This window comes from Lutimonas halocynthiae (assembly GCF_030409835.1).
In the GTDB taxonomy this organism is placed as follows: domain Bacteria; phylum Bacteroidota; class Bacteroidia; order Flavobacteriales; family Flavobacteriaceae; genus Lutimonas; species Lutimonas halocynthiae.
Genome location: NZ_JAUFQO010000001.1, coordinates 262,585 through 284,023, shown reverse-complemented (window position 1 = coordinate 284,023; position 21,439 = coordinate 262,585). Strand labels below are relative to the sequence as shown.

The 21,439-nt window shown below is 36.0% G+C and carries 21 protein-coding genes and 2 tRNA genes; 13 read left to right on the top strand and 10 right to left on the bottom strand.

The window, feature by feature from the left end; genetic code table 11:
• Position 1 precedes the first annotated feature (1 nt).
• Together QWY87_RS01240 and QWY87_RS01235 are read left to right on the top strand one after the other, a co-directional pair.
• Complete coding sequence (locus tag QWY87_RS01240; RefSeq protein ID WP_290287532.1) at positions 2–1,717, top strand: sulfatase-like hydrolase/transferase; 1,716 nt, start codon at positions 2–4, stop codon at positions 1,715–1,717.
• Between the two features lie 96 nt (positions 1,718–1,813).
• Positions 1,814–2,680 carry a tyrosine-protein phosphatase gene (locus QWY87_RS01235; protein ID WP_290287531.1) on the top strand — a complete coding sequence of 289 codons (867 nt, stop codon included), beginning with the start codon at positions 1,814–1,816 and terminating at the stop codon, positions 2,678–2,680.
• 203 nt (positions 2,681–2,883) lie between these two features.
• On the opposite strand, the gene QWY87_RS01230 is transcribed toward QWY87_RS01235, so the two are convergent.
• Positions 2,884–2,958 (bottom strand) — tRNA-Val (locus tag QWY87_RS01230).
• Between the two features lie 231 nt (positions 2,959–3,189).
• Between QWY87_RS01230 and QWY87_RS01225 the strand changes: the two genes are divergently transcribed.
• Entirely contained in the window at positions 3,190–3,567 is a 378-nt protein-coding gene (locus QWY87_RS01225) for a hypothetical protein (RefSeq protein ID WP_290287530.1), read from the top strand.
• A 118-nt stretch (positions 3,568–3,685) separates the two neighbouring features.
• Here QWY87_RS01225 and QWY87_RS01220 read toward each other — a convergent pair whose 3' ends face one another.
• Positions 3,686–4,519 carry a hypothetical protein gene (locus QWY87_RS01220; RefSeq protein WP_290287529.1) on the bottom strand — a complete coding sequence of 278 codons (834 nt, stop codon included), beginning with the start codon at positions 4,517–4,519 and terminating at the stop codon, positions 3,686–3,688.
• A gap of 244 nt (positions 4,520–4,763) precedes the next feature.
• On the opposite strand from QWY87_RS01220, the gene QWY87_RS01215 reads away from it, so the two are divergent.
• From QWY87_RS01215 to QWY87_RS01205, 3 genes are all read left to right on the top strand, one after another.
• Complete coding sequence (locus tag QWY87_RS01215) at positions 4,764–5,327, top strand: sigma-70 family RNA polymerase sigma factor (RefSeq protein WP_290287527.1); 564 nt, start codon at positions 4,764–4,766, stop codon at positions 5,325–5,327.
• Positions 5,327–7,669, top strand: a complete 2,343-nt coding sequence (locus QWY87_RS01210; protein ID WP_290287526.1) for a serine/threonine-protein kinase — start codon at positions 5,327–5,329, stop codon at positions 7,667–7,669. The genes QWY87_RS01215 and QWY87_RS01210 overlap by 1 nt, the downstream gene beginning before the upstream one ends.
• An 85-nt stretch (positions 7,670–7,754) precedes the next feature.
• Positions 7,755–8,498 carry a protein phosphatase 2C domain-containing protein gene (locus QWY87_RS01205; RefSeq protein WP_290287525.1) on the top strand — a complete coding sequence of 248 codons (744 nt, stop codon included), beginning with the start codon at positions 7,755–7,757 and terminating at the stop codon, positions 8,496–8,498.
• A gap of 42 nt (positions 8,499–8,540) precedes the next feature.
• Here the strand turns inward: QWY87_RS01205 and QWY87_RS01200 are convergent, their stop codons facing one another.
• Both QWY87_RS01200 and QWY87_RS01195 read right to left on the bottom strand, forming a co-directional pair.
• Positions 8,541–9,632, bottom strand: a complete 1,092-nt coding sequence (locus QWY87_RS01200; protein ID WP_290287524.1) for an ABC transporter substrate-binding protein — start codon at positions 9,630–9,632, stop codon at positions 8,541–8,543.
• Between the two features lie 24 nt (positions 9,633–9,656).
• Positions 9,657–11,321 carry a sulfatase-like hydrolase/transferase gene (locus QWY87_RS01195; RefSeq protein ID WP_290287523.1) on the bottom strand — a complete coding sequence of 555 codons (1,665 nt, stop codon included), beginning with the start codon at positions 11,319–11,321 and terminating at the stop codon, positions 9,657–9,659.
• 76 nt (positions 11,322–11,397) lie between these two features.
• Here QWY87_RS01195 and QWY87_RS01190 point away from each other — a divergent pair, with 76 nt between their 5' ends.
• Positions 11,398–12,330 carry a helix-turn-helix domain-containing protein gene (locus QWY87_RS01190; RefSeq protein WP_290287522.1) on the top strand — a complete coding sequence of 311 codons (933 nt, stop codon included), beginning with the start codon at positions 11,398–11,400 and terminating at the stop codon, positions 12,328–12,330.
• Between the two features lie 44 nt (positions 12,331–12,374).
• Here QWY87_RS01190 and QWY87_RS01185 read toward each other — a convergent pair whose 3' ends face one another.
• The 6 genes from QWY87_RS01185 to ahcY form a co-directional block, all read right to left on the bottom strand.
• Positions 12,375–13,424: a bestrophin family protein gene (locus QWY87_RS01185; RefSeq protein ID WP_290287521.1), complete on the bottom strand. Its 1,050-nt coding sequence runs from the start codon at positions 13,422–13,424 to the stop codon at positions 12,375–12,377.
• A 118-nt stretch (positions 13,425–13,542) separates the two neighbouring features.
• Positions 13,543–14,010, bottom strand: a complete 468-nt coding sequence (locus QWY87_RS01180) for a cold-shock protein (protein WP_290287520.1) — start codon at positions 14,008–14,010, stop codon at positions 13,543–13,545.
• A gap of 227 nt (positions 14,011–14,237) precedes the next feature.
• Positions 14,238–14,984: a hypothetical protein gene (locus QWY87_RS01175; protein WP_290287519.1), complete on the bottom strand. Its 747-nt coding sequence runs from the start codon at positions 14,982–14,984 to the stop codon at positions 14,238–14,240.
• Between the two features lie 614 nt (positions 14,985–15,598).
• Positions 15,599–15,672 (bottom strand) — tRNA-Ala (locus QWY87_RS01170).
• 21 nt (positions 15,673–15,693) lie between these two features.
• Positions 15,694–16,491: a universal stress protein gene (locus QWY87_RS01165; protein WP_290287518.1), complete on the bottom strand. Its 798-nt coding sequence runs from the start codon at positions 16,489–16,491 to the stop codon at positions 15,694–15,696.
• 90 nt (positions 16,492–16,581) lie between these two features.
• Positions 16,582–17,898 (bottom strand): adenosylhomocysteinase, encoded by a 1,317-nt coding sequence (gene ahcY, locus QWY87_RS01160; protein WP_290287517.1) that lies wholly within the window; start codon positions 17,896–17,898, stop codon positions 16,582–16,584.
• 55 nt (positions 17,899–17,953) lie between these two features.
• Here ahcY and QWY87_RS01155 point away from each other — a divergent pair, with 55 nt between their 5' ends.
• The 6 genes from QWY87_RS01155 to arfB all read left to right on the top strand — a co-directional run bounded on the left by QWY87_RS01155 (position 17,954) and on the right by arfB (position 21,232).
• The gene (locus QWY87_RS01155; RefSeq protein ID WP_290287516.1) at positions 17,954–18,583 is read left to right on the top strand and encodes a 4'-phosphopantetheinyl transferase family protein; all 630 of its coding nucleotides are present in this window, start codon (positions 17,954–17,956) and stop codon (positions 18,581–18,583) included.
• A gap of 62 nt (positions 18,584–18,645) precedes the next feature.
• Positions 18,646–19,380: a phosphoglycerol geranylgeranyltransferase gene (locus tag QWY87_RS01150; protein ID WP_290287515.1), complete on the top strand. Its 735-nt coding sequence runs from the start codon at positions 18,646–18,648 to the stop codon at positions 19,378–19,380.
• Complete coding sequence (locus QWY87_RS01145) at positions 19,364–19,624, top strand: thiamine-binding protein (protein ID WP_290287514.1); 261 nt, start codon at positions 19,364–19,366, stop codon at positions 19,622–19,624. The genes QWY87_RS01150 and QWY87_RS01145 overlap by 17 nt, the downstream gene beginning before the upstream one ends.
• Complete coding sequence (gene pnuC / locus QWY87_RS01140; RefSeq protein WP_290287513.1) at positions 19,608–20,231, top strand: nicotinamide riboside transporter PnuC; 624 nt, start codon at positions 19,608–19,610, stop codon at positions 20,229–20,231. Before QWY87_RS01145 ends, pnuC begins: the two co-directional genes overlap by 17 nt.
• Positions 20,201–20,797, top strand: coding sequence for an AAA family ATPase (locus QWY87_RS01135; protein ID WP_290287512.1), 597 nt, complete (start codon positions 20,201–20,203; stop codon positions 20,795–20,797). Before pnuC ends, QWY87_RS01135 begins: the two co-directional genes overlap by 31 nt.
• 30 nt (positions 20,798–20,827) lie before the next feature.
• Positions 20,828–21,232: an alternative ribosome rescue aminoacyl-tRNA hydrolase ArfB gene (gene arfB, locus QWY87_RS01130; protein ID WP_290287511.1), complete on the top strand. Its 405-nt coding sequence runs from the start codon at positions 20,828–20,830 to the stop codon at positions 21,230–21,232.
• Positions 21,233–21,439: the final 207 nt, after the last annotated feature.

The following is a 21,439-nucleotide window of genomic DNA, read 5'->3' as shown; positions in this document are numbered from 1 at the left end:
AATGAAATCAAGCATGAATTGTTATGTATTAGCTTTATTCATGGGAATCTCCATTATGGCTTTTGGCCAAAAGGAGATCATCCATGATGCTGAGTATTACATTCTTGAAGCGCAGCATGGCGAAATATGGGCTGCTGAAGATGAAGCACTTCAAAAGAAACTCAAAGAACTGAGAAAGGAATATGGCACTCCTCCTAATATCATTCACATCATGTGGGACGACATGCCTGTTGGTGAAATTGGCATCCCTGCACTTCAAAAAAACAGAGGATTTGAAACTCCTGTAATGAATAAGGTTGCAGAAGAAGGGATTCTTTTTACCCGTATGTATACGGAACCTTCTTGTACCCCAACAAGGGCTGCTGCCATTACAGGGCGACATGCGGTAAGAAGCGGAATGACAACCGTAGCATTTCCTTATGAATACGGCGGAATCGCCGATGAAGAAGTATTTATGGCAGAAGTACTTTCCGAAGCCGGATATGCAACAGCTTTTTATGGAAAAGCACACCTGGGTGATGTAGAGTCAAGTTATATGCATACACAAGGTTTTGACGAAGCATTATGGACACCGTACAACCAGGTACCCAGTTTATACGTTAGGCGCGGACAACAAGCGGCCTTATATCCTACCAGTATGTATCCGGATATGTACCCTGAAGACAAATACACTTTGGATGAGGGATGGATTCCTGATGGATTTGTTTGGGCCTTAGAAGCCAAAAAAGGTGGGAAAGCCAAAGAATGGGGAAACACAGAAACCGACGATGATTATTACAAACTCGATCCTGAATGTGTGAAAAGGGCCAAAGCTTTTATGGCAAAAAACAAAGAAGAAAAGAAGCCGTTTTATATTGCTTACTGGCCGCTTATGCAATCATTCCTCGGCAATCAGCCCGGAACTCCAAACAACACAACCAGTGGAGCACCTGTTCAGGAAGGCTACGTAAAAGTTGATGGATACGTCGGACAAATCATGGACGAATTGAAAAGACTTGGTCTTGAAGAAAACACATTGGTTATCCTAATGGCCGACAATGGCCCTATGACACATAATGGCCCTCCAGGTTTTATTGAGCATTTATACAGAGGAGGGAAGGGTGACTTTACCGAAGGTGCCGTGCGTGTACCGGCTATTGCGAAGTGGAAAGGTGTGATTGATGAAGGTCAAATTGTGGGTGATATGATTCATGTAACTGACCTGTTTACAACCTTTGCTAATTTGGGTGGGGCCAAACAATATATCCCTACAGATAGAATTATCGACGGATTGGATCAAACATCCTTATTGCTGAATGGTGATGGATATGGAAGAAGAGATTATGTATTTATCTACACTGGCCCTTTTCATGCTGCCACTGTAAAAGGCAGGTTTAAGCGTCATTGGATGGGCGAACTACCAGGATTAAGTGGTGCAGCTTTCTATGATTTATATAACGATCCAAGAGAAGTAAATGGTAAAATGCTACCAGGTTTCACTACTAAGGGTATGTTTATGGAAATGAAAATTCGCCACGAATTGTGGAAAGAGAAATATCCAGACAGACCACAGACCCGTGATTTCCCTTTTAAAGGATTAGAAAATCCATCTCCAAAAGTAAAAGCAGCTTCAGAGCCCAGAATTGATCCAAAAGATCTGCCTTTTGACCCAAGAGAGTTTATAAAACATCTTGATGAATGGGAGAATACAGAACAGCTTTGGTTCGATAATGAATAAAGCAATAATGAATAAAGGAAACGGCTACTGCAATCATTTTGTAGTAGCCGTTTTGTTATTAACACTTCAACATCTATCGTGTAATTTAAGAAATCTATGAGAAATACAATTTTTACACTTCTTATTTTAACCTTAATCGGATGTCAGTCCAAAAAAGAAAAAGACACAAATGATATCTTTCTACGACATATTGAACTAGAAGGTCAGTCCAATTTTCGAGACATAGGGAATCATACCACCGGAAATGGTAAATCGCTTAAATCAGGAATGGTCTATCGTTCTGGAACATTGTCAGCCTGCAGTAATAGCGATGTTCAGATTTTAGATTCACTTGGCATAAAAACGGTAGTTAATTTCTTGACAGAGGAAGAGCGCAAGGTGAGAGGAGAAGACATTTTACCACGCGGTACAAAATCAGTTTTCTTACCAATTTCCGGTGAAAACCAAGAAGCAGAACAGATACTCGAAGCTCGTCAGACCGGGAATTTCGCTGCTGTACCAATTGAGTTGAATTATAATATTCATGCGCTGTTGGTTGATGTTGGCAAAGAGGCCTATAAAGGTTTTTTTGAAGTTTTAGCTGATGCTGATAGTTACCCTGTTGTTTTTCATTGTTCTCATGGTGTACACAGAACCGGAACTGCCACCGCATTATTAATGATGGCTTTAGATGTTCCATGGGACACAATTGCCTCGGAGTATATGCTTTCAAATATCTACCGGAAAGAAGAAAGCAATGCAAGAATTAAAGCTCTGAATGAATTGGCAGAGCACAATCCTGACGTTGTGGATAAAGCAAAAAACCTTGAGAATATTAAGGCCTTTTATCAGTTAAATGAAAATTACATCAAGGGTACAAAAGAAGCCGTTGAAAACGAATATGGCAACATCCAGAATTATTTAAATTCCATAGGAGTTGATTCCTTAACTATCGAAAAGGTGAAAAGTAACTTATTGAAGTAAATCATTACATCAATATATCATTATTTCCTTGGGCAAGGATTACTGGCGTGATCCAGATGAGAACCGCTTCTGCAAATAGAATCCCTATATCCTGGCTTTGCCAGGATAGGGGATTTTTTATTTTCAAAGCCTTTTGAAAGTGAACTTTCAGCGGCGTGAAAATAAAAATCCCAGTGCCTACGGCACCGGGATTCTATTTGATGTGGGTCATACTGGATTCGAACCAGTGACTTCTACCCTGTCAAGGTAACACTCTGAACCAACTGAGTTAATGACCCCTTTAAATTAGAGTTGTCAAAACTACAAATTTTTTATAAAATCTAATTGACATTTAGAATCTAGTTTGGAGTTTTTTAGAATAAAGAGGATGATGCTATTCGAAATTAAAAATGGCAAAAAAGATTAGCATTGAAGAAATTTGATGTAAATAATGAATTGGAAAGTAAAACTTCAGTTTTTAAACGGTTTTGACTCTTATTTTTGTTCGCTTAACCCCTAAATTTAAAATTATGAAACGTTTATTACTATTAGTATTTGTTATGGCTTTTTCTGCTTCTATTTCGGCACAAACGATGCCTTCAGTGAGCACAGATGATGTTAAAAAAGTTGGCATGGAGGCTGCTGCTGATCAAAATCCTGAATTAGAAAAGCAAATTACAGATGCTTTGTCGAAGGATGAAGGATTACAAAAGGAGACTGTAGACTACTTGAAAGAGAACCCAGAAACTACAAATGCAATATCAAAAATCATTACAGATAATAAGGATTCTTTGGATGGAATCATTAAATCTGTTTTAGGAGATAGCGCCTTAACAACGGCAGCTGTTGATTATATCGCGAACAATCCAGAAATGCTGAATAAGGTGATGAAAATGGCTGGAATGTAAAAAAGCTTTTCTTTCGAAAAGAGTTTTTTCTTTTACGAAATGACCTGATTTACAAATAAAAAAACCGAAGAGATTCTCTTCGGTTTTTAATTTTATATTGAGTTTACTTTGCTACTATTTATCTTAATGCTGCCATTTCTTCCATTAAACCAGCGATTTCGTTTTTAGCCTCATTCGCATCATTAATTTCTGAGTCAATTTCAGCCATTCTGTTATATTCGATTTCTTCTTGTTCTTCATTGTTTTGATCAGCTGCAATCATCGCTTTTAAGTACACCGCTGCAATCTTATGATCTTCTACATCTGAAGTTTCTCCCACATTGGCCAAAGCTAAAGCTCTGTCATAGTTCTTGTCTATTAATGCTTTTAAACCTTCAATATTTTCATCTCCATAGGCCTTCTTTAATTCAACTTCCTCATTTTTAGCCTCTGCAGCTTTGGTTCTTTCGTCCAATTCGTTTAGCATGGCTGTTTGGGTATTAGATGTTTTGTCGTCATTAAGATCTCTCGCAATTCTACCGGCTGCATTTGTTGCTAGTCCAGCCGCAGTAAGACCTCTATCTCCTGAAAGAACTCCTAAAATGGTCATTACACCTCCAGCGGCTCTTGTCACATCAGCTCCGGTTCTTTTCTTTCTCAATTTTTCTAGTTGAAGTGCATGAAGGTTTCCGTCTCCAGTAAATTCCACTTTTAAGTGATTATAGTTTTTTTGAGTTTTGGTGACCAGCTTTTCATATACATCAAAACTATTTGTGCTCACTTCTTTGATATTTTCAAAATAAAGCATCGCTTCATTTCCTGATTTAATACCCTTGCCACGAATGTCATTTTTTTCTATCTCTAATGTTGATTCTTGTCCATTCTTTTCAATAACGACAATGTTGTTTGCTAAGGCAGAAAAACTAATGATGACCGCCATAAGTACTGTTAAAATTTGATTTCTTGTTTTCATGTTTTCTATTTTATTATGTATAATTTGTTTGAGTTTTTATGTCTCTCATAAGTAACAGGGCAAAGAGTACTCATAAACCCTAATTGGAGAAGATGTTTGTTTAAATAGAATTTTCAACTTATAGATTAACAGCACTTTAAGTGCTGTTAATAATTTCGGAAATGAGAATTCATATGTAGAGTAAAGTCGAATTAGGCTATATTTGTTACCTTTAAAATTGAAATTTGGTTGAATAGATTGATATATGGATAATAAAAAAAGTGAAGTCACTCAAATACTTAATAATATTGGCACGAAGAACAAAACGGCTGATTTGTACCCATTAGTGTATGACAACCTTCATGACATTGCCGAGAAGTTATACAGAAGAGAAAGAGCAGGACATACCTTACAACCCACTATATTAGTAAATGAAGCCTATATGAGTCTAGTGGATCAGGATCAGATAGACTGGAAAGGTCGTTCCCATTTTTACGCGGTTGGTGCGCAGGCTATCAGACGTGTTTTGGTGCATCATGCCAGGCATAAAAATGCGCAAAAAAGAGGGTCAGGTGAAAGGAAACTCGATTTAGAAGAGGCATTGACTTATAGTGTCGAAAAGGATGAGGTGATTTTGTCATTAGATGAAGCACTCGAAAAACTAGAAGAAATCCATGAAAGACAAGCTAAGGTGGTTGAATTAAAATTTTTTGGCGGTATGAAAATGCAAGAAATAGCTGATGAATTGGGAGTTTCTATCAAGACTATTGAGATTGATTGGAGAGTGGCTAAGGCCTGGCTCAAAAAATTTATGAAGAGCGATATTTAATGAATAATAAAGATTTCCACCAAAAAGTTTCAGAAATATTAGCGAAAGTTATAGACCTGCCTTACGAGGAAGGCCTGCGTAAAATTGACCAGTTTTGCGCTGAGGATGCCTTATTGAAAAAGGAAGTCGTCTCGCTTTATGATGAAATGCAAGAAGAAGATTCAAAGGAAGTAGCTCCTTCGATTCACAAAGTTAAAGATAAGACCAAACTTGTTGGTAGAAAGGACTCAGTATTCCGATCAAAAGTTGTTAGTAATTGGACTAAAATTTTGTTCGGGAATAAGCGCAATAGACTTGTATTGGTACTATTATTTCTGTGTATTTTGCTTGGCGCGGGATTCATTTCTGGGATGTATATCCGTAACAATATTTTAGATTCTGAGAGAGAAGTAAAAAAAGCATTGCTAGCTACTACAACAGAGATTTTTGAGCGCTGGATCATCAACGAAAAAAATAAAATACAGGCGATTGCCTTAAATGAGGAGCTAATCAACTATGCAATAGCTATTGATAGTCTTGAAAACTTAGATGAAACTTATGAATTACTTAGGAGTTCTCAAGTGGCCAGAGAAGCTACCAAATGGTTTCAAAAGGAAGGCAAAAGAACGAAATATGGATTGATCAGTATGCTGAGTAATGCTAGTCCAAAAATTCTTTTGGGAAATTCACTGGTCGATTCTACTGGAATTACAGCACAATTGAATGAAGATCTTGGGGAAATAATTTACAAGGATTATTTGAAAGCGAAAAATGGGGAAATCGTTTTTATACCGCCGGTCAACAATTATGATTTGGTCAACAATTTTGTTAATGTTTACGGTGAAAATGTTCACAGAGAGGCTTGGGTAAATTTTTTATGTCCGATTTTTAACAAGAATGAACAAGTCATTGCAATTCTAGTTGGTTCCTATCAAGCTAAATATAGCTTTTCAAATATCTTTAGGCTATCAAAACATGGTGCGACGAGTGAAACTTATGCTTTTAATGATGTAGGAAAAATGCTTTCTTCAAGCAGGTTTACAAAGGAGTTGCGTCAGACATACTTATTAAAACACGATACGCTGGCAGAAACTATTTATAATATTGAGTTAAGGGACCCTGGTTTTGATGTAATGGATGGCAGTATCCCCGAAACGAAGAGTGTGGAGCAGCCTTATACAAGAATAGTAGATTTGGCCTTGAACAAGTTGGCCACAGGAGATACGACTTATAGTGGAGATTTGATGACTCCTTACCGTGATTATAGAGGAATAGAGGTCATAGGGGCATCTGTATGGCTTCCGGAATATAATTTTGGGGTCATCACTGAGGAAGATTATACTGAGGCGCTGGCCTCTCTGGTTTATTTTAAATATACGTTCGCATCCTTTTTTATTGTTATTCTAGTTCTTTCCTTTTTACTATTTAATTCGAATGTTCGAATTGCCAGAATAGGAAAAAAAGTAGAAGACTTTAGCATATTAGGACAATACAAACTACGTGAAAAAATTGGTGAAGGAGGATTTGGTCAGGTATATAAGGCTGAACACACCTTCCTTAAAAACCCGGTGGCTATTAAAATATTAAAAAGCAATTTTGTAAATACTGATATGCTCGACCGCTTTGAAAAGGAAGTCAAGATCACATCTTCTTTATCACATCCAAACACCATCAAGGTTTATGATTATGGTATTACAGAAACGAAAGACTTTTACTATGTGATGGAATACCTCAACGGGGTTTCTTTAGATAAAATAGTCAATTCGAAAAATGACATATCTGTTGCGAGAGGTGTTTATATTCTATATCACATTTGTCTGTCGTTAAAGGAGGCACATGAAAAAGGTTTGGTGCACCGGGATATAAAACCAATGAACGTGATGCTCTGTAATCAAGGAGGCGCTGTTGATGTGGTTAAATTACTCGACTTTGGTTTAGTGAAGGAAGTGGATGCTACTATTTCACAGCAAACACAGATAAACAGGATAGGAGGTACGCCGATGTTTATGGCTCCTGAACGACTTCGTGATCCATTTAATGCAGACCAGCGCGTTGATATCTATTCTATTGGTGCATTAGGGATGTATTTATTTAGTGGGCAGTATTTATTGGAATTGGTGTCTCAAAAAATGTTGTCAGGTGAAGAAACACTACATGGAGAATTTAGAAACCAATTGATTGAAAGAAAAGATGTACCTGCTGATTTAAGAGATTTTTTAGCAGAATGTATACGATTTGATCCTCAAAAAAGACCGGCTCATATTGACCAATTAATTGATTTTTTTGAAATAAAACATAAAGAATTCCCCTGGGATCGTCATGATGCTTTAAAGTGGTGGAAAGAATACGATGCCTATTCTTAGGAATACTCTTGATAAATATAGGGGCTCAATTAGGGATTTTAGCTTGTTTATTCCCTTTTATATAAAAGTAGGTAAATAGACTCACATGAAAATTTCAACCCTTCTTCACAGAGGAATACACCATAAAAACTTTAATGAGGATTTTTTGTACACGCAATCCTTAACGAAAGACATTATGGTTTGTGCCGTTATGGATGGGTGCTCCTCGGCAAAAGATAGTCAATTCACAGCTGCTTTATATGCTAAATCTCTTCATAAATCAAGTAGAATGCTTCCTCAATTGAAGGCAATTATGGAGGATTTTGATTTGAAAACAATGGCTTTAGAAGCAATCGCTGAGTTCTTCTTTAAACAACTTTTCGAGGATTTAAAAAGAGCAAAAAAGTTATTCTTTCTTGAAAGAGAAGAGTTATTAGCAACGATCGTTCTGTTGGTCATTGATAAAAAGAAGCGCATCGCTTGTATTAAGATGAGTGGGGATGGTCTTTTTGCTGTAAATAATGAAATAACTGAAATAGATCAAAACAACATTCCAAATTTTTTGGGATATCATTTAGGGGATAGTTTCGAAGATGTCAAGGACAACGAGATTCAAACCTGGTCTTTTAAGGAAGTAAGAGACATTTCAATTTCTACTGATGGTATTGACAAGCTGAAAAAAGGAACTAAGCATAAAAATGCAGCTGTTGATCCTAGAGCGATATTTCTAATTGGAAAACCAGAGCGTTTCGAAGATTGTTTCTTACAAAATACATATCAGGACTTTCTCAATAAGGGTTTTATTCCTCATGACGATATTGGCATCATTCGTTTAATAATTAATTTATAGAATTTCAAAAGAATGAATCGTCTATCCAAATGGAATCAAACGCTATTCTTTTAAAGACAAAGTAGAGGTATCAAATAACTCTTCAAATGGAATCTGACGCTTTACCAAACCTTGCTCATAAACATAGCGCATGATGGCTTCAAGTTCTTTACGATTATCTTCGATTCCATATTTCCAGTAATTATCACCCATTAATTCAACAGTACTTTCAAACTCATCTTTAGCCCAAGGTAAGGATGTTCTTACAACTGTGGTAGATTCTAGATTCTTATAAGCAATATCTTTTGCCTCAGAATACATCTCAAACACAGCTTTAGCCAGCCAAGGATTTTCCTCTAAAACGGTTTTCTTTATCGCTATTGCATGCATAATAGGAAACATACCCGTCATCTTAAAATAGGCGGCCTCTACTTCTCTGGCTTTTGGGAATAATTGTCTGATCTTAGGGTTTTCATCCAAATATGCTTTTGGAGTTATGGCCGTAATTAAAGCATCGCATTGACCACTGAGTAATAACTCAGATTCATCAACTCCTTCCGGGCCTTTTGTTAAAGGGAAGTCTTCGCCAAAGTAATACTTAGCAAAACCAGAATTTAGCTCCTTTCCATCCGAGCTTTTATCAGATTCGATCCATTGAAAATCATCTGCTTTTACACCATACTCGTCTAAAAGCATGCCTCTAATCCAAGTATTTGCACTCATTCCATAACCAGGTGTCCCTATTCTTTTTCCTTTCAGATCTTCAGGTGTTTCAATACCTGAATCTGCGTGTACATAGATATTTCGATGACGAAAAGTCCTTGAAATAAATACGGGGATTAAAGTATAATCACTAAAACCTTCGTTGATGTACCTCGAGATATAGGGTATTAATCCGATTTCAACTACTTCAAATTTTTGTTCTGGCCCAAAAGTGGTTTTGTTCATCGCATAAATATTGCTCACCTCAAAGTTGACATCAGCACCTTCTATAGATACTTTTCCATCTCTTATAGCACTAACACGGTCATAATCGTAACCTGCTAGTTTAAGTTCTAATTTAGTATTGGTTTCTTTTACAGGAGGTGATTCATTGCAACCCATGATAAAGACTGTAAGACAAATAGCTAGCGTTGCAGAAATTAAACTCTTCATAAATTCTAATTTTTTAATTCAACACTATTCATGAGATCCTGCACCATGAAACGTATCCACAAGCTTTTTTGATTCAGGTCTTAAGTTTTCAATTCCTTCGTAAGGATCAGCATGGGTCATCGGTCTGTCAGGATATTTCTTTTTATTTTTCAGATGACGTTCGATCATACCACCAAATGAACCTCCTGCCCATGGGCTCAGTAAAATGGTACTTTCAGGTCTTGATTCACGAGGATCTCTGTAGAGATCAAATATTTGAGAAGTAAGGATAGCATTTGTACCTGGAGGAGGAAGATGCATTTTAAACTTATTTTTCACTACAGATTTAAGGCTGTATTCTTCGTAATTAAAAATATAATCTCTTCTTCCATTGGTTTCACCTAGCAATAAAACCGCCGTTTGGTCTATCCCATCTACTATGCGATCTCGTGGAATATAGTCTGTTGCATTCCCAAGACGCGCGAAAGTTGTGTATAAGTCGCTCACATGAAAAATGTCCATAGCAGAACTTCCCGCTTCAATGGTTCCTTTCCATCTGACATAGGCATCCGCTCTAACGCCACCTTCCAGGTGCTCACCCTTGCCTCCTCGGTAAATCCTGTCTGATTGTCCGGAACTTCTCAAGTATTGCATGAAGGGTCCGTTATCTCCCATCACTACAATCACAGTATTTTCGGCAATACCTAATTTATCTACTTCATCAATAATATCTCCAACCCATTCGTCAATTTGAACAATTGATTCTGCCATTGATCCACCGTTAAGTGTTTTAAATTCTTCAATATCAGTCAAGGTAAAAGTCACAGGGAATAGTGGCCAGTAATTTAAAAAGAAAGGTTCGTCCTTTTGAGACAGTATCTGAATCTGCTCTATGGCATGATCCTGATACCGCTGGTTCATTTTTCTGTATTTATCCTGTGTCCATTTTTCACCGGCAGTTAAATCTACTTCATAAAGTTTCCCATCTCTTAATTCCACTCCTGTCACCATGTCGCTTGGGTCAGGTACAAATCCATTGTCTAATGTAAAAGTCTGGGCCAGGTTATCCGTTTGAATACCTTGAACAATACCTGCATATTCTGCATCTTTGTTCATTAAAGCCAATTGAGCTTGTTGGTGAATTGGGAATTCTGCATGCATGAAACCCTGATTGTTTGCAAAACACTGTTCAATATCTCCCATATGCCATTTACCAATATGAGCTGTATTGTACCCAGCATCCCTAAGAACCTCGGCAATTGTCACTTCTTCGGCAGGTAAACCTTCTCCGCAAACAACAACCTTAGCTTCTACAATACCCGTGCGTGTAGGAAGCCTCCCTGTCATCATTGCGACTCTGGTTGGCGTACAAGAAGGCTCGGTATACATACGTTGGATACTCATTCCTTCTTTTGCTAATGAACTAATACGTGGTGTACTATATCCTCTAATTACATCTAAATCAGGTTTTCCAATTTCGCCAAAACCTATATCATCCAGTAAGATATAGATGATGTTTGGTGCTTGATTTCCATTTTTCTTTCGAACCTCCTTTAGTTTTGCATCGATAGTTTTATCGTCTGCCGCCCATCTTTCACCGTTTTGAGCTTCGATAACGTAATATTCAGCATCGTGAATAATCTTGTTTTGCCCATTCATAAATGATGTCGTGAAACAAAAAATTGCCACTAAAAGAATTATGTTTTTCATACTATATTTTTATGTGTTATTTAGAATCTGTCAAAATTACTACCTTAGCATCGATAGACTATCAAAAAACGGCCAAGTGAAGGATAATTCGATACAGAGACTACAATTTTCATCGCATCATTACGATGAATTTTCTGATATGTTCACTGTGGCCCAAGTAGAGGAGAAGATTTTAGAATCTGGAGCTTTTTATGGAAAGGTAGCTATTGTTAAAACGCCCAATGTAATGCTAAATAGTTTTGAAATCAATAGAAAGGTATTACAGTTAGGAACGGGTGTTCCTGGATTTATAACCTTTACCATTTGGGATCCAAAAACAGCCTTTACTTGGAAGAGGCATGAAATGAAAAAGGGAATGATCGGTGTCATTTGGAACAATGAACACCAAAGCGTTACAGGATCAGGATTTAACGGAATACCAGTTTCTGTTGAAGAAAACTTCTTTACTAGCTTATGTCAAATTAAAGGGCATTCAGAATTAATAGATAAACTAAAGAAAGAAGAGTTATTGCATGTGGATGAGTCTAAACTAGAGGAGTTGAGACAATTGGTTTTATTTGCAATTCAAGTTACAGATTTGTCGGAAAAAGTTGCGATAGAATTAATTGAGAACAAGTTAGTTAGCCTTTTAATTGATTGTTTGGTCTGTACATTGCCTGAAAAACCTTATGATGACCTTACATTCTCCAGATTTTCTCAGGTTATAGATTATATACATAGTGATATTACGAATGTTACCTCCTTACATCAGATTTGTGAAAGAACAAATATTCCAGAACGAACTATTAGAAGATTGATCAGGAAAAAATACGATATGTCTCCAAAAAAATATTTAACTGCACTTCGGTTAAATGAAGTTAGAAAGATGCTGAAAATGGATAAGGAAAAGAGTACACTTATTAAAATTTCCAGTGAATACAACTTTTGGCACATGGGGCAATTTAGTCGAGATTATAAAAAGCTCTTTGGAGAACTACCTTCGGAAACCTTAAGAAAGCCACATAGCTAAAAAGATTAAAGAATTAAATTAATGCCGATTCCATTGAAAAATCGCTACATATCAATATAATTGGTATTGGTGAATGGTTCCGGAATATCTTTTGGATCTTCATCAATGATCTGTAATATATCTCTAGTGATCCCTCTTGCAATATTAGAAATAGGCACATCATTAGGAGACCCTTCAAAGGGGTTTTCTCCGGCCAAACCAATTCGGAGCATGGTATTAAATACCCAAATAACTACTACAGTAAAAGGGATGTTTAGCCAAACAAAATACGTCCCAACAAATGGATTTACATCGGCTATTTCAAGACCTATTCTGGAAAAAGCAGGAATAATGGCCATAGGAATCAACCACATAAAAATATGTACAAAGTGGTAGCCAATGCTGGCATATTGTTTAGGGTAAGGAAAGTTTTTGATTCGTTCTGACTTGCCTTGAAGTGAAGTTAACTCTTGTAGCATTTGTTGCAAATTTAAAAGCGAGAAGTCCCATATTTTTTTTTCATCGGTTAATGTCCTCAAATGTTTTGATTGCAGACTGATAATAGCATTAGGTTTATTAGCCGCCGCCATGACTTTTTCATATTCTACTTTTGATAAATAAGGCTTAATCTCATCTTCTAGAGGAGACTCATGTTCTGGAACTTGATAAGTGAACTTTTCTTTCTTATGCATTGACTCATAAGAAGCCTCCCAAGGCTTTTTGGTCCTCATCGCATAACGCAATGCTGTTAACCAGGCAATATGTCTGTTAGTGATTATCTTTATAACCTCAGATTCATCCTTATTTGATTCAACCCGATGCATGTAAAAGCTGTCTTTTACCGTAATGATTAATGATCTTGATGTATTGACAATACCTCCCCAAATTTTCCTTGCTTCCCAGATTCTATCATAAGCAGCATTGTTCTGAAAACCAATCATGAATGCAACTGCAGTACCCACAAGTGCCACAGGAGTAAAAGGAACCTGCAGCCATTTTACTGCTAATAATTCGTATAAGATAGTAAAGACTGTTGCCATTATGATAAAGAAAATTAGCTCTCTTTTTGTCCAGATTAAAACATTTTTAAACGGAAATCTTCTCTGTTTGTACATTCTTTTTTATTTAAAAATATGAGATTCTCTTAGATAGACAAATATAGGGCTTGATTTTCTTAACAATTGAGCAGAAAAAAAGCCGCAAAGCGGCTTTGTATTTTTTTTAATCAGGTTGTTAAGAAGCTTTTATCAAAGTAACCTTAACAGCATTCATTCCTTTCATTCCTCTTTCAAGTTCGAAAGTAACTTTATCATTTTCTACAATTTCATCAATTAAACCACTTACGTGACAGAAATATTTTTCAGAATTTTCAGCATCAATTATAAAACCAAAACCTTTGGAAGAATCAAAAAATGATACAGATCCTTTTCTAATAGGATCTATCTCTACTTCATCTCCAGGCATAGTTCTTGGAATACTGATTTCTATGCTTCCTGCATCAACCTTTATTTTTTTGGAAGGATCAGGTGGCGTATCGGTCAAATGACCATTATGATCAACATAGGCAAATTCAATTCCCTTTTTTCCATTTTCTCTCGCTTCAGCCTTGCGAGCATCCATTTTCTTTTTCTTGTCGGCACGTTTTTTTAAACGTTTCTTCTCCTTTTCACTCTTGTTAAATGTTTGCTGCGATTTTGCCATTCTTTTATTTAATATGTTTCTACCAAAAATGGTAATTATTTTTCAAAGCTATCTAATTATAATGAAAATACCTCAAATAATTGTGTTTTCATTCAAATTTTAATCATTTCATTGTCATTTTAAGCATAAAGCGGAATTTAGAAGTCTAAAAATTGTTCTTCGGCATAAATTGGTTTTCGGAAGTCTGATTTAAGACCACTAGTTTTTGAAACATTATTCTCAGGAGGTTAATTTTGATTTTCAAGCATGTTTTCAAGTCGCCATTCGCTCAATCGTTTTATTCGGTTTAGGACATTTGCAGTAACTCGGTTGTGTACCGATTCCCAGATGGCGCTCACAAACTTACGTTTACCCTGCCATTCTTTTCGACCAAAAAAATTGAAGCCTACGCCAAAAACTAATTGCGATTTGGAAGTCTCACCCATTTCTGGAATTGAGGATCGTATATAGATGGCTAAAAATCCTATCGGATAACCTCCAGAGCATTCATAGAGTACATAGCGGGCATTGTCAAAGTCAAAACTATCAGGAACTTCTTTTACCCTAATTGCATTCAGAAGAAACAAAGGAATTAAGGGAATGCCAAAGAAGCTTTTCATTGATTTGAAAGGATAACGTTTCCAACCAAAAGGAAGTATTCGTATGTTTTTGAAATCATTATTAATTCGATCTACCTTCGCAATATGATTTGGCCAACAGCGCGGATTACCGTCAAAAAGGATTAATTCATTAAAGATGTTGTTGACCGGGGCATCTATACCAATTTTATTGATGTTTAAAACAGAGTACTGATTGGAATCAATCCCGATTCTTTGAATGATCCTTTTATTGTATTGATAGCGCTCTTCTGATGAATCAAATTTGATGAAGGTATCATACTTTGGTTTGTTTATGAAGAAATTTACTATATTGGATAGAATTCCTTTACTGGGTGAAGGGCATTTTTTTTCAGAAATTTGTTCTTTGGAATTCATCTGCTATGAATAGACGTTTAAGTTACCCATAAAAAAATTGTGAATCAAGTATGATGGTTTAAAAAATGAGGGTGAAATAATTTTTTCTATTATTGATTAATCACGCACTCATTTTTCTTTTGAAAGGATTAATTGCGTTGATCCCAAAGATCTCCCATTCTGCAAATAAATCTGCAAATTGCTGGGCAGCTATTTAACATCTTAGCACGTAATTTAAGTTTTAAGGTTTGTGGATTAACTGCGTTGATCCCAAAAAGGGTGCTCTTAACAACAAAAAAGAAAATACTGCTTTGCCTGTTTTGTGACTTTATTAATTGATTGGATATTTGGTTTAAGACGGATTAACTGCGTTGATCCCTAATAGGGGCTCCTTACAAGCTAAAAGAAAATGCTGCTTTGCCTGTTTTGTGGCTTTATTAATTGTGATTGGTTATCTGGTTTAAGAAGGATTAACTGCGTTGATCCCAAAAAGGGTGCCCCTAACAACAAAAAAGAAAAAGCTCCCTTTCAGGAGCTCCTTTTTTATTTCCAAGAATTTTAACTTGAAGCGTTGCTTCGCCAAAATTCTTGGAAATAAAAAAAAGCCTTCTATCGAAGACTTTTCTTTTAGCTTGTGGAGCTACGGGGATTCGAACCCCGGACCTCTTGACTGCCAGTCAAGCACTCTAGCCAACTGAGCTATAACCCCAAAAATTTTTGAGAAGACAAATTACGACATTCCTTTTAAAACAAGCAAGGGAATACTGCTATCAAAATTAACTTTTTTGACCCTGTCATTCTCCCATAATTTTTTGAAAAACCCTCTTTTTCTGCGAATAACGCAAAGCATATCTGGATTTTCCTCATGTAAGAATTCTAAAACTCCTTGAAAGACCGTTGCATTTGTAGTTGGAATTAATTTATCAATATGACTCTCCAGCACATCATTCAAAGGAAGGTCTTTGGCATCAAGCTTCGGAGTTTTTACCTGTAAAAGATGAATGGTTGATGAAAAAGTGTTTTTTATTTTCACTAATAAATCTAAAGTGGATACAGATTTTATAGAACCCGATTTAATAGTCATCAGAATCTTTTTGATGGGCTTGAATGTAACTTTTTTAGGAATGATTAAGACAGGAACCTTCGTATCTTTAATAATATTACCTGTAATTTTTCCTAAAAAGATATTTTCATCTGCCCCGTCGTTCTTGGTTGAGGCGATAATCAAATCAATTTGAAGTAACTTATTGAGTTGCTTTAAAGTATCAATAACCGAATAGCCTTTCAGGGTACTGGTGATGATTTCCACATTTTTTCGATCCACATTTTTTATAAGGTCTTTTAAAACCGCTTTGCTATCTCTTTCAATGATCTGATCTACTTTTAGAATGCTACCGCTTATTTTAGGACTGCTGTAAACGTGTACAAGGTAAATCTTTGCTTCGACAGCTTCGGCAAAATCAATAGCGTATTGAAGTGTATTTACGGCGTGATCATTACTTCCAACTGGAACTAGTATATTTTTCATTGGATATATTTTAAATATAGATAGGGCTAAAAATAAAGAAAACTTCCAAGTTAATACTCAGAAGTTTTCATTTTTTAAGAACTGGAATGATTAGTAACGGTAGTATTCTGGTTTGAATGGACCTTCTACTTTGACTCCGATATAGTCTGCCTGATCTTTACGTAATTCTTCTAATTCAACACCTACTTTTGCAAGGTGAAGTCTGGCTACTTTCTCGTCTAAGTGCTTAGGAAGCATATAAACTTTATTCTCATATTTATCTGAATTATTCCATAATTCAAGTTGAGCTAAAGTCTGGTTTGTAAATGAATTACTCATAACAAAACTTGGATGACCTGTTGCACAACCTAAGTTCACCAATCTTCCTTCTGCTAAAATCAATAATTCTTTTCCATCAATCGTATACTTATCCACTTGTGGTTTGATTTCAACCTTAGTGTCTCCATAATTACCATTTAACCAGGCCATATCGATTTCATTATCAAAATGTCCAATATTACAGATTATGGCTTTATCCTTAATAGCTCTGAAATGTCTTTCTTGTACGATGTCTTTATTACCAGTTGTTGTAATAACGATATCTGCCTTATCAATAACATTGTCTAATTTTTTTACTTCAAAGCCCTCCATGGCCGCCTGAAGCGCACAAATAGGGTCAATTTCTGTTACGATTACACGAGCTCCTGTTCCTTTGAAAGAGGCCGCTGTTCCTTTCCCTACATCTCCGTATCCTGCAACAACAACAACTTTTCCAGCCATCATTGTGTCTGTAGCTCTTCTAATTGCATCAACAGCACTTTCTCTACATCCGTATTTGTTGTCGAATTTAGATTTAGTAACTGAATCATTTACGTTAATAGCGGGCATTGGTAAGGTTCCTGCTTTCACTCTGTCGTACAAACGATGTACTCCAGTGGTTGTTTCTTCAGATAAACCTTTAATGTCTTTTACTAATTCAGGGTATCTATCTAATACCATGTTTGTAAGATCTCCTCCATCATCCAGGATCATATTCAAAGGCTTTTTGTCTTCACCAAAGAATAAGGTTTGCTCAATACACCAGTCAAACTCTTCTTCCGTTAGACCTTTCCAAGCGTAAACAGATACTCCTGCTTCTGCAATGGCAGCCGCTGCTTGATCTTGCGTTGAAAAAATGTTACAAGAACTCCAGGTTACTTCTGCACCAAGTGCAATAAGTGTCTCAATTAAAACCGCTGTTTGAATAGTCATGTGTAAACAACCAGCAATTCTTGCTCCTTTCAAAGGTTGGTCACTACCAAACTCTTCACGAAGACTCATTAAACCTGGCATATCTGCTTCGGCTAATTCAATTTCTTTTCTACCCCAATCAGCAAGATTGATGTCTTTCACTTTATATTTGACGTATGTCGATGTTTCTGAACTCATAATTTTTATATTTGTTTAGAGTTTGCAAAAATACGAAATACCTATTAAAAATTGTATGCCAATTTATAAAACCATTACTTCTCAAAATGGAACGACGATTTATGTTTGGAAAATTGAGGAGTCCTTGGATGAATTAAAAACTGATTTACTGCTTCAGGAGCATAGCCTAACCAGATTAAATGGCATGAAATCTGAATTGCATCAAAAAGGATTTTTAAGTGTCAGAAAATTATTAAAACATGCTGGTTATCAAGACTTAAACCTTTCCTATAATGAATTTGGGAAACCGTTTTTAGATGATGAAAAGCATATCTCAATAACACATTCATTTAATTTTGCCGCTATTTTGATCAGTGATAAGGAAGCTGGAATTGATATAGAAAAGAACAGAGAAAAAATAGTTAATATACATCATAGATTTGTTAATACTGAAGTCGATTCGCTTTCAGACGAGGATCTGGTGAAACAATTGACTGTTATTTGGGGCGCTAAAGAGTCAATGTATAAGACGTATCCATATGGAGGTTTAAGTTTTCATGACCATATAGGAATCAATCCTTTTTTGTTTGCAGAGGGTAGGTCAACAGGAAGGGTTATCTTTGGCAGCTGGAAGAAAGAATACGAAATAAAATTCGAATTTTTTGAGGAGGGTTTTACTTTAGTATATGCTTTGGAGAAGCATTAGAGTGCAGTAGTTGTTTATTAATAAATGACAAATTTAGAATAGAATAGAAGCGTTGAGTGATCATGATTTACGATTATTTTTTATCGGCAATGAAGGAGGGTAAAAAGCTACTCGCTATTCTTTTGGATCCTGATAAATTGAATCAGGAGATGTTGAATGATTTAATGTTGAAAGTGAATGACTCAACTGTCAACCTGATTTTTGTTGGAGGCAGTACTGTCCCTAAAAATGCAACTGATGAGCTCGTTTTAAACTTGAGAAAGAAAACGTCCTTGCCAATAGTCTTATTTCCAGGAAATTTTGAACAGATTACACCACATGCAGATGGGGTATTATTTTTATCTCTTATTTCTGGTAGGAATCCTGAATATTTGATTAACCAACAAGTTAAGGCTGTACCACATATTCAAAACACCAATCTGGAAATCATCCCTACCGGGTATATTTTGATAGACGGAGGAAAGGAAACAGCAGTCCAAAAAGTAAGCGGAACCAAGCCGCTGTTAGCTCAAGATATTGAACAAATAACCCGAACAGCTATCGCAGGGATGTACATGGGTAATAAGGTAATTTATCTCGAGGCCGGAAGTGGGGCTGCGAACCCTGTCTTACCTAAAGTTATTAAAGCTGTTAAAGAAACCATTTCTATTCCATTGATAGTGGGAGGAGGGATCAGATCAGAAAAGGAATTACAAGAGGCTTATGATAACGGAGCAGACCTTGTTGTAATTGGAACAGCATTTGAAGAAAACAGTAATTTACTCATAAATTTTACGAAGAATGAACATATCCATTGATATATCAATGTATCCATTGCATAAAGACTTTGAAAAACCAATCATTGCATTTATTAAGACCTTAAGAGAGTCTTCTTTTCGTGTTGAAGAAAATGGATTGAGCACACAGATTTTTGGTCCTTATGAGGAAGTTATGGCTTTTGTGAATTCGAATATTCACAGTTCATTACTCAATGAAAAAAACTGTGTTTTTATCTTAAAAATCGTCACCGACGACAGAAGTCAGCATGCACCAGATTATTGAATACCTATTTGACCAATACCAGGATTACCAAACGCTAGATATCGTATTAGAGATTGTTGCCGTGATATTTGGGTTTTTGTCTGTATGGTATTCTAAACAGAATAAAATTTTGGTGTTTCCCACCGGAATGATCAGCACTTCAATTTTTGTTTATTTGCTTTTTCACTGGGGCCTTTTGGGCGATATGATGATTAATGGCTATTATTTCATCATGAGTGTTTATGGCTGGTATATCTGGACAAGAAAAGTTGACTCCTCTCATGTTACACCGATTAGTAGGACCAATTCCAAAGAGAAAAAACAGTCAGTTTTTATTTTCTTTGCGACGATAGTTTTTGTTTTTATTGTTTATTATTACAATGATAAATGGAATAACTGGACGGCTTATGTTGACACAATAACCACCGCAGTCTTTTTTGTAGGGATGTGGCTCATGGCAAAAAGAAAATTAGAAAACTGGATCTATTGGATCATAGGAGATATCATTTCTGTTCCTTTGTATCTTTATAAGGGATTAGCCTTTACCAGTATACAGTATTTAGGATTTACATTTATTGCAATTTATGGATATATCGCATGGAAAAAACACTTGAACAGCATCCAGTAAACTTGATTAAGATCGTATTGTTTGGTCCGGAATCAACTGGAAAAACAACAATGTCAGAACTGCTGGCAAAACATTATAATACGGTTTGGGTTGCTGAATATGCAAGAGAATACCTGCAGGATAAATGGAATAATGAAAGGAAGACCTGTGAAGATGCTGATTTAATTCCCATAGCAAGAGGTCAGATAGCATTAGAGAATGAATTGGCTTTAAAAGCAGACAGAATTCTAATTTGTGATACTGACCTGCTCGAGACCAAAGTATATTCTGAGGAGTACTATGGTGGTTTTGTGCATCCAAATCTTGATAAATACGCCTTAAAGAATCAATATGATTTATATCTTTTGACAAATATTGACACCCCTTGGGAAGCCGACGATTTAAGAGATCGACCAGATCAAAGACAAGAAATGTTTCAGGCTTTTGAGAATACATTGATAAAATATAAAAGACCCTTTATCAAGCTCGATGGAAGTATTAAAGAAAGAATGAAATTGGCTACGGCGGCCATTGATAAGTTGTTGCTAAACAGAGAGAATCTGGATCGTTATTCAAGTGGCTTATAAACAGTTTGATGGGATAATTTGTGTAATGATATGAACGTTGAAAAAATTTTAAAAGAGATTTCATTTACTGCAGTTAGATCAGGAGGACCTGGAGGGCAACACGCTAATAAGGTTTCCTCAAAGGTTGTACTGATGTTCGATATTCCTGATTCTGAATCAATTTCTGACGCGGAAAAAGAAAGATTAGTCCAAAAACTGACAGGAAGATTAAATAGTCGTGAACAATTAATTTTAACATGTGACGAAAGTAGAAGTCAACATAAAAATAAAGAAATTGTCACGAATCGCTTTATTACTTTATTGCAGGAAACTTTAAAAAAGCAAAAGAAAAGAGTCCCTACCAGAGTTAGTAAGGGTGAGAAAGCAAGACGTCTGGAAGCTAAAAAAAAGCGAGGATTAAAAAAGTCTCTTCGACAAAAACCCAAGTGGGATTAATAGTTTAAAAATGATTTTTTAATTAGTAATTGTTGTTTACATTTGCAACAATCTTAAAAGGGGTGCCAAATATAGGCTGAGATTAAACCCATTGAACCTGGAACAGGTAATGCTGTTTAGGAAAATGATTTTTAGAATAGCAAAAAATCATCAATTCGAATTTCACCTCTTTTTATTCGATTTTCATTAATTAAATAGCCCCGAAAT